This window comes from Flavobacteriales bacterium (genome assembly GCA_013214975.1).
Lineage (GTDB): Bacteria > Bacteroidota > Bacteroidia > DT-38 > DT-38 > DT-38.
In genome coordinates, this window is the sequence record JABSPR010000173.1 from 1 (window position 1) to 9,558 (window position 9,558).

The window sequence follows — 9,558 nt, forward strand, 5'->3', positions numbered from 1 at the left end:
GAAGAAAGAAGAAATAAAAGCATTGGGAACAGCAAAGAAAACTATTGAAGGAATAGATTATGAAATTAATAAAGAGGGCCTTCTTGTATTCTCCTCTTGGTATCATTTAAGAAGAGGCTCATGTTGTGATAACGTGTGTCTTAATTGTCCGTACAAGGAGTAAATCAACTCCCCGGAAAACTTGACTCAACTAACTGAGCGTATATTATTTACCATTGGTTTAACTCTCCTATTAAGCCAATTCTCCTACTCAAGCGAAATTGATAGTGTTGGCTCAAACGATAATTTTATTCATGACAATATTAAGCCAACTACTGTTCCTCTTGAAATGGATAATAAGAAGCTTGGTGAAATCATCAAACGGCAAGGTCTGTTACTCTATGGAAGTCAAGATGGTTATTGGCAATTAAAATTTCACGACAGAATCCTAATGATTATCTCAGACGAGACGCACAACAGAATGAGAATTCTAACTACCGTTATCAGTAAAAAAGATATTAAACGAGCGGATTATGCTAAAATGATTGAAGCCCAATTTGATAGAGCATTAGATATCAAATATGCGCTCTTTCATGAAACCCTCTGGTCTGTTTACATTCATCCTTTAAAGGAATTAACCCACGATCAATTCTTAGAAGCACTTAAGCAAGTGTATCTTGGAGCTGCAAACTATGGAGGCAGTTATATGAGCACGGATGTTTTCTATAAGTAGAAAAATGACACGATTAGCATTCGTTAGAGCCTGGAATAATTCTATCTTCAATAAAACATGTGTTCATGAAAACTCTAATTCCCATTATATCTATATATATACTCCTTGCCTCTGCCTCTCAATTAATGGCACAATCTACAATAGATGGAGAAATTAGACCTCGGTTCGAATACATTCACGGAACAAAATCACCTGCAGATTCATTACAACAAAATGCCGCCTTTATCGACCAACGGACAAGAATAAATTTCGGCCACAAAACTGATGGATATCAAGCCAAGGTATCATTGCAAGACATTAGGACTTGGGGAAGCCACAGTCAACTTAACAGAACGGATGGGCTATCCTCTATTCACGAAGCATGGGGAGAATCATTTATACATAAAAAGCTCTCTCTAAAATTCGGACGCCAGGAAATAATCTTAGATGATTCTAGAATATTCGGTAATGTGGGCTGGGCGCAACAAGGTAGAAGCCACGATGCATTCATCTTTAAAATAAAATCTGATAGCACTTTGAAAATTGATATTGCTGGAGCGTACAACCAAAACAAACCACAGAAAAACACCACAATATATTCTATACCTAAGAGCTATAAAGCTTTTCAATATGTATGGATGCATAAAGATTTTTCTTCCGCATTTGGCATCAGTATATTAGCGCTTAACATAGGCCAACAGGCATCCCTTTTTATTGATGACTCTAAAACGATTTACAGAGATGTCTATAATCAAACTATTGGTACACGAATAACTTACGCAAAAGACAAAGTGAAAATCAGTTCCAATATCTATTATCAATTTGGTTCAGGTATATCTTCCGTTAACAACACTTCTATTAATTCGGTTGCTGGTTGGACAAAGACTTCAATATCGGCAGCACTTATAGGAGTTGAAGCCAGCTATAAGATAATGGATAATCTAAGCGGAACTGTTGGTTACGAAAGTCAATCTGGGACGAGTCAAAAATCAACAAATGCATTAAAGAATGAATCGTTCAATCCCCATTTTGGAACCAATCACATATTCAATGGATTCATGGATTATTTTTATGTAGATAATCACATTAACAGTGTAGGACTAACAAATATATACTTCAAAGCAGTTTATGATAAAGATAAAAGCTCTATTGGAGCTACATTTCATATGTTCTACGCAGCCGCGGATATTCTTGACCAACGAGATACTTCAGGCACAAAAACTATGAATGCCAATTTAGGTTCTGAATTAGATATTTACACCAGTTTTAAACTATCTAAAGGAGTTGCTTTAAAAGTAGGCTACTCACAATTTTTCACAACTAGTTCTTTGAGTATTCTTAAAGGAATACTTGACAGTGAAGGAGATGGACGAACAGGTCAAACCAATAACTGGGCATGGCTAATGCTTGTTATGAAACCAAACTTCCTTAACAAGTAACATTTTCTTTCCCTCGGTAAAATCAAATCCATTACTTTAATGCTTTATTTTGCAAAAACAGAATAGGCTATGAGTTTAATCGAAATCTTAGAATTTCACCTTTTTACCATCGGTGAATTCACTTTAACCATACATAATTTAGCGCAAGTACTATTTATTATAGTAGTAAACTGGGCTCTACTTATGGTCGTTAATAAGCTGTTTAAACGCCACTGGAAAAGAGATAACTGGGAAACTGGTAGATCTCACTCTCTTTTTAAAATCGTACAATATGTATCTTGGATACTAGCTACAATAGCTTGTTTTGATTCTTTAGGCCTAAGTGTCACGTGGATACTAGCGGGTTCAGCCGCATTAGGAATAGGAATTGGCTTTGGACTGCAATCGTTTTTTAATGACATAATTTCTGGGATATTTCTATTATTTGAAGGTACCATAGAAGTAGACGATGTAATTGAAGTAGATGACATCGTTGGAAAGGTTTTAAAAATTAGTTTAAGGGCCACAACGATAACTACAAGAGATGATATTATTATGATCATCCCAAATCATAAATTCTTTTCTGAGAATGTTATTAATTGGAGTCACAATGAAGACCAAACTCGATTTTCTATTAAAGTGGGAGTCGCGTACGGCAGTGATACAGGCTTGGTAAAGCAATTACTTCTTGAATCTATTGAGGAGCATCCTGAAGTGCTCAACAAACCTACTCCTTTAGTTCGTTTCAATGATTTTGGAGATTCGTCGTTAGATTTTGAAGTATTCTTCTGGAGTGAAAATATATTCCGAATAGAACGAATCCAGAGTGATATCCGTTTTATAATTGATAAAAAATTCAGAGATAATAAAGTAGAAATCCCTTTTCCTCAAAGGGATTTACATATTAAGTCAGGTTTAAAATAACTACCTGTACCTATCGAAAGTTAAAAGATCGATAATCATTTCACGAATATTTTTATCCTTGAAATGATACCCCACTCCTACTTGAAGAAAGAAATTAACTGGTTTCAAATAACCATATGTTAACTGGGCATTCGAAAAATTAACTAATCCCAATTTCAAATTGGCCTCTAGCAAAACTTTAATTCCATCAGAAAATTCATATTCTCCACCTGTAACAAGTTCGAGACCAACATCTCTTGTTAGGAAGTATTTACTAGCAGAACCAGATATAGGTCCAGATGTTGATTCTACATACCAAACTTCCGTAGAATCCCACATTTCTCCGTTAACTTTCGAATTAAGGATAGTTCCAAAATAAGGACCAGCTCCGGCTACAACAGTAATCTCTTTATCCAAAACAATAAACTCAGGATAAACTGAAAAATCTAAGGTATTTAGTGTAAAATCACCTGTTACATATGAACTACCAAGTTCTTCAGAATAAATACCAGTAATTTTATAATTATTCTGAATATACCGTAAACCAAACTTAACATTCAATAACTGTTCATGACGTGCCTCGTAACCCAAGGCCAACATCATCGAATTACCAGCTTCATAATTACCTGTAAAATTGCTTATTTGCTTAGACTCTCTTACAGCAGACAGTCCATAGCCAAATTTAACCTCTACTTGAGATTGCGCATTAGCATCGGATATAAAATACCCTGCTTGGGCACAAACAACTATCAGAAATATTAATATTCTTTGATTCAACTGTAAACTTGTATTGGGTTATAATAGCACAAATATACTATGTATATGTTATCCTTTAATTAAGGTAATACCCTAAATTTTTAAATAAATAAAATACAAACCCTGCTTATCAGACCATTTACACATTCGATCCGTTGTCTGTAACGAGTTCTGGCAAGTTCACTCCAATTGATCTAAAGATCCAACCATTCAAGTGTTTAGCAAAAAAAAAGGGCTTTTTAAAGCCCTTTTTAATTATTAAGATTATTTCCATTAGTCGAAGTCAGCAAAGGCTGCTTCTAATTTATCCTCAATCTCTTCCAATTTCGGTTCTAATTCTTCTTTTGTTCCATCTATGTATACAATCATTGGTACTACATCCGTACCATCATCTTCTAAAAGAACATCTGCTATATCTATATTTTTATGATAAATATCAATGCTAAACAATGCATTGTACTCAGCAGCTGATCCATTGTCATTAAGAGCATCAATACCTACAACATCTACATCTGCTGTTACCTTCATATCCTCATGACTAACATCTCCAACGAAACTCTCTACTTCAAGATCACCACCTTCTATATCAAAGTCGCCAACAGCATCAAAGTTCAACGCAAAGTTGTTATTACCATTATCGCTAAAAGTAAATGAAGTTGAGACTGCTGTTGTACTTTGTGACACATCCGCAGTAAACACATAAGGGTTTACGAATAATCCGAAATCAAGTGCGTAGTTATTACTTACTAGATTCAAATCATTCAAGTTAAACTCTACTTGTTTAACACCATCAATTACCAAAGTGATATCAACAGTTACCGGCATATGAATAGACTCGCCATCAATATCAACCAAAGCATCTGTGTAATTAGAAATCGTTAAAACAACATTATTCGAATTTTGATTATGATCTGAAGGAAATTCAAAAATTAATGAACTAGAGTTTGATTCGTTCCAAGACTCCGAAGTTGCATTCCAAGTATACTTTCCTTTATTGGAGGCAAAATCAAAAGAAGGACTAGCATCTTCAAAAGACTCTACGTCCAATACATTCTCTAAACTAGCAAACAATGTATCTCTGAAGTATTCTGCATCTTCCGAATCATCCATAGCAAAATCTTCCATTACTTGAACCATCTCAACAGACTTCATGTCTTCTACTGTAACAGCTATTGCATCTACATCTGTATCAATATCAACCTTATCTTCTGCAACGGTTGTTACCTTTACCTCTTCTACTTCCTCTTCATCATCCTTACATCCTGTTGTTGACACAGCTATAGCAATTAATGCAACGAGTGGCCATTTATAAATTTTCATATTCATAGTATATCAGTTTTGTTTATTATTTGGTTTATGTCCTGTTAATTTTTTCAAGGCCTCAAATTTAGTTAATCGCGCCGTAAATCCACACCTAACGTAGTGATAATTAGCACAACAAGTGCAACTTAATTCAAAGCCAACAACCCTTATCATATATAAAGCTGATCTAAGAACAAACTCGTCTACGTAAATCGTCTAAGCCTGAAAGACAACAATTGTCAACTCTTAAATACCTACTTCCCACTTCTCAAATCAGAATTGTTCATTTTTTGCTTAAAACTATCTAGAATGCTAGCTAAAATTCTGTAGCGGGTATTTCAATTGTCACTACTTTTGCAGTGAAAATCCAAGCACATTTACAGTAAGAAAGTAATGAAGCATATTAAAAAATATCTTTTCTCGAATTCACTAACGGGTATTCTGTTGCTTTTGTTCGCAGTGGTATGTGCCAAAGCAACATTCATAGAAAATGACTTCGATACCGCCACAGCACAGGAATACGTGTACAGTGCACATTGGTTTGAAGCTCTATTAGTACTGCTTACAATAAACCTAATTGGGAATATTTTTAAATACAAAATGTATGCGAGTAAAGACAAAATCTCGCAACTGCTTATTCACTCTTCGTTTGTAGTAATGCTTATAGGTGCTGGCGTTACACGATTTATAGGCTATGAAGGAATGATGCATATCCGAGAGGGTGAGCAAAGTAATAGGCTTCTTTTGCATGAAACTTACCTAACAACTGTTATTGAAAAAGGAGATAGTCGAATTGAGTTTTCAGAAGAAGTAACCTTAGAGAGAAAAGACATTACAGACTATGAGTTTTCGCAAGAAATTGATGGTAAGAAGTTTGATTTCACACTAACTGACCTTATACCAAATGCAGATGAAATATTAGTAGAAGATGAATCTGGTGAAATGCAAATTGCCATTATGATCAGAAACAAATCAGAAGTAAAAACTTCATTTCTAAAAGCAAATCAAGTAGTTAAAATAGGTGATATAAACATATCCTTTAATACTTATAACGAAGACGCTGATTTCATTATTCGCACGGACTCGGTTGGGCTTATGTTCAAATCGAAGCAAGAATCGAACAGAATGTCAATGCTAACCCAGCAAACAGAAATAATGGATACCGGTAGATATCATGTTTTTGAAAAAAGACATTTATACGGTGCCGGTGATATGAATATTGTTCTTAAAAACTTCTTCCCTAAGTCAGTTCGGAAAATTATGCCCGCGGATAAAGAGAATAACAAGAACGCAATGACCTTCTTTGTTGCTGGCGATGGACAAACAGGCGAGGTAAACCTTTGGGACGAATCGCAGTTCGACAACAAGTTTTCCTCAACTAAAATTGGTGATTATACAGTTTCTCTCAAATACGGCCAAGGAACTATGCAGCTTCCCTTTTATGTAAAACTGAGAGATTTTCAACTAGACAGATACCCTGGATCATCGAGCCCTTCTTCGTTTGCAAGTGAAGTAACCCTGATCGACGCAGAGGAAGATGTAAGTATTGATTTTCGAATATTCATGAACAATGTACTGGACTACCGAGGATATAGATTTTTCCAAAGCTCTTATGATGAAGAAGACGAAAAAGGAACCGTACTCTCTATAAATCACGATAGGCCTGGCACATACATTAGTTATCTAGGGTACATCATGCTTGCAATGGGTATTGTGGTAAACTTCTTTAATAGAAAAAGCAGAATGAAAGATTTGTTTGCCAAAGTGAATAAGCTTTCGGCTGAACGAAAAGCGATGATGATGATTCTCGTAATGTTTTCCCTGAGCGCCACCATCAGAGCATCAAACGATACAATTCAAGTAGATTCAAAGTATATCATGAACTTTGAACACGCGGAAAAATTCGGAAGGTTATTAACGCAAGATCAGTCATCAAAAGGACGATACAAGCCTATCAATACTGTTGCCAGCGAAGTAATGCGTAAAGTAACCAGATCGGAAGAAATGTTCGGATTAAACGAAAATCAACTTCTTCTTGGAATGATGATGTTTCCTCATGAATACCAGAAATTACCACTAATTTATATCAGAAAAGGGAAATTAAAAGCTAAAGAGCTTAAAGACAAACTTGGTGTTACCGGCGATTACGCCTCGTTCATGGATTTTTTCAATAAAACATTTGAATACAAACTGAAGGGAGATGTTGAAATGGCGAATCAGATTGATCCTAAATTCAGAACCAAATACCACAAAGATGTAATTGCGGTAGACGAAAGACTCAATATCAGCTTCATGGCTTATACAGGAGAACTTCTTAATGTACTTCCTATTGAGGGAGCAGAGAATAATAAGTGGTTCAACAGACAGAATATCATGGAACTCAAAGATAGCACAGAGCAGACCATGTTCTTGCAAAAATTCTTTTCGGCATATTTTCAGTTTGTAGATGGCGCTGTTGAAGAGAATGACTGGGAAGATGCGAATCAGTTAATTGATGCACTAGGGAACTACCAGAAACGGTCCGACGCTGCGAAAGACTATTCAGATAACTTAATCGATTTCGAACTGGCTTACAACGACGCTAACATATTCATGAAACTTAGAAAGTATTATGCTTTAGTTGGATTCATTTCCCTCATCATATCTCTGGTATCATTACTATCAGGCAAATTCACGAGTAAGATCATTACCAATTTAGGAATAGCCGCAGTAGGAGTTTGCTTCATTTTACACGGCGCTGGCTTAGGAGCAAGATGGTATATCTCTGGACACGCACCCTGGAGTAATGGTTACGAGGTTATGATTTACATTGCTTGGGTAAACGTTTTAGCAGGTATGATCTTCGCTAGAAAATCTCCCATCACCGCTCCCATTACTGCAGTACTTGCCTCTATCCTTCTTTGGGTTGCCGGCTTAAGCTGGTTAGATCCTGAAATCACATCTCTTGTACCAGTTCTAAAATCATATTGGCTTACAATCCACGTTTCGTTAGAATCTGGTAGCTATGGCTTCTTCGCTCTATCTTGTTTAATTGGCATGATTACATTGCTACTTATTATTTTCAGTAGCAAAGAAAATCGAAAAGCACAACTAACGATCAAGGAACTTAGATGGGTTAACGAGATGGTGATGACCATTGGTTTATTCATGATTACAATAGGAACATTTTTAGGTGGTGTATGGGCAAACGAAAGCTGGGGAAGATATTGGGGCTGGGATCCTAAAGAAACCTGGGCATTGATTTCTACTTTAATTTATGCTTTCATTCTACACATGCGATTTATCCCGGGACTTAAATCAGTGTATACCTTCAGCTTTATGTCCGTAATTGGTTTAGGCTCTATTATGATGACCTACTTTGGTGTGAACTACTACCTTTCAGGCTTACACTCTTACGCAACCGGCGATCCTATTCCTATTCCAGAATGGGTTTATTATGCGATAGGTATAGTATTCTTAATTTCTGCAACTGCTTACTTCAAAGTAATTAATCAACAGAAAGATGGAGAGGAAGGAACGATATAACGATTACTCATCGTACATCAAGAAAACTTTTGGAGAAAGAGCTCAAAAAGTATCGTTAGATGTTGGTTTCAGCTGTCCAAATCGAGATGGCACAAAAGACAGCAAAGGTTGTACCTACTGCAACAACGACACCTTTAACCCTGCTTATTGCGAACCCAAAAAGAGTGTTACGCAGCAACTCAATGAAGGGATTGGTTTCTTTTCAAAGAAGTACAAAAGCCAGAAATACCTTGCTTATTTCCAAGCCTACAGTAATACATATGGTCAGTTAGATGTATTAAAGAAACTATATGATGAGGCCCTATCCCACCCCGAAATAATTGGATTAGTTATAGGCACAAGATGCGATTGTGTGAATGAAGAGATAGCTTCTCTTTTGCAAGATTACGCAAAGGATTACTACGTTTCTGTTGAGTTTGGCATTGAAAGCACGCTAGACAAAACATTAGACCGTATTAACCGCTGTCATACATTTGAAGAAACCATAGCTGGCTACGAATTATTGAAAGACCGAGGCATTCATTTAGGCGGCCATATGATTTTAGGACTTCCTGGCGAAACACAGGAGGAAATACTTTCTCATGCACAACGCATTAATGAGCTGCCAATAAAATCTTTGAAGATTCATCAGTTACAAATTGTAAAACATACAATGATGGCTTTCGAATTCAAGAGAGAGCCGGAATCTTTTCAACTCTTCGAATTAGACGACTACATTGAACTAGTTTCTGAGTTTGTAACGCAACTAAGACCAAACATTGTAATTGAACGATTTGTTTCAGAATCTCCTGCTCGCCTTCTTATCGCACCAAAATGGGGATTAAAGAACTTTGTTGTTACAGACAAAATTCTAAAGAAACTCGAAGAAAAAGAAGCATGGCAAGGAAAGAACTTCGAGCAATCGGTAACGGCTTAAACAATGATAATAACAGTTAAATATTTTGCATCAATTGCTGAAGCTAC

8 protein-coding genes are annotated in these 9,558 nt (G+C 36.1%); 6 read left to right on the plus strand and 2 right to left on the minus strand.

The window, feature by feature from the left end; genetic code table 11:
• Positions 1 to 22: 22 nt before the first annotated feature.
• The 4 genes from HRT72_06100 (at position 23) to HRT72_06115 (ending at position 3,033) form a co-directional block, all read left to right on the plus strand.
• Positions 23 to 163: a hypothetical protein gene (locus HRT72_06100; GenBank protein NQY67279.1), complete on the plus strand. Its 141-nt coding sequence runs from the start codon at positions 23 to 25 to the stop codon at positions 161 to 163.
• Between the two features lie 18 nt (positions 164 to 181).
• A complete protein-coding gene (locus HRT72_06105; protein ID NQY67280.1) occupies positions 182 to 712 on the plus strand; it encodes a hypothetical protein in 531 nt (176 codons plus the stop codon).
• Between the two features lie 65 nt (positions 713 to 777).
• Positions 778 to 2,130: a hypothetical protein gene (locus HRT72_06110; GenBank protein NQY67281.1), complete on the plus strand. Its 1,353-nt coding sequence runs from the start codon at positions 778 to 780 to the stop codon at positions 2,128 to 2,130.
• Between the two features lie 69 nt (positions 2,131 to 2,199).
• Complete coding sequence (locus tag HRT72_06115) at positions 2,200 to 3,033, plus strand: mechanosensitive ion channel (GenBank protein ID NQY67282.1); 834 nt, start codon at positions 2,200 to 2,202, stop codon at positions 3,031 to 3,033.
• Here the strand turns inward: HRT72_06115 and HRT72_06120 are convergent, their stop codons facing one another.
• Complete coding sequence (locus HRT72_06120; GenBank protein ID NQY67283.1) at positions 3,034 to 3,789, minus strand: outer membrane beta-barrel protein; 756 nt, start codon at positions 3,787 to 3,789, stop codon at positions 3,034 to 3,036.
• Positions 3,790 to 4,041: 252 nt separating this feature from the next.
• On the minus strand, positions 4,042 to 5,088 hold the full coding sequence (locus HRT72_06125; protein NQY67284.1) for a hypothetical protein: 1,047 nt from the start codon (positions 5,086 to 5,088) through the stop codon (positions 4,042 to 4,044).
• Between the two features lie 375 nt (positions 5,089 to 5,463).
• Between HRT72_06125 and ccsA the strand changes: the two genes are divergently transcribed.
• Together ccsA and HRT72_06135 are read left to right on the plus strand one after the other, a co-directional pair.
• Complete coding sequence (gene ccsA / locus HRT72_06130; protein NQY67285.1) at positions 5,464 to 8,595, plus strand: cytochrome c biogenesis protein CcsA; 3,132 nt, start codon at positions 5,464 to 5,466, stop codon at positions 8,593 to 8,595.
• Positions 8,573 to 9,511, plus strand: a complete 939-nt coding sequence (locus HRT72_06135) for a TIGR01212 family radical SAM protein (GenBank protein NQY67286.1) — start codon at positions 8,573 to 8,575, stop codon at positions 9,509 to 9,511. The genes ccsA and HRT72_06135 overlap by 23 nt, the downstream gene beginning before the upstream one ends.
• Positions 9,512 to 9,558: the final 47 nt, after the last annotated feature.

Coding starts and splice junctions, on each gene's coding strand:
- HRT72_06135 (NQY67286.1), top strand. CDS start 8,573: ATGGAGAGGAAGGAACGATATAACGATTACTCATCGTACATCAAGAAA.
- HRT72_06125 (NQY67284.1), bottom strand. CDS start 5,088: ATGAAAATTTATAAATGGCCACTCGTTGCATTAATTGCTATAGCTGTG.
- HRT72_06115 (NQY67282.1), top strand. CDS start 2,200: ATGAGTTTAATCGAAATCTTAGAATTTCACCTTTTTACCATCGGTGAA.
- HRT72_06110 (NQY67281.1), top strand. CDS start 778: ATGAAAACTCTAATTCCCATTATATCTATATATATACTCCTTGCCTCT.
- ccsA (NQY67285.1), top strand. CDS start 5,464: ATGAAGCATATTAAAAAATATCTTTTCTCGAATTCACTAACGGGTATT.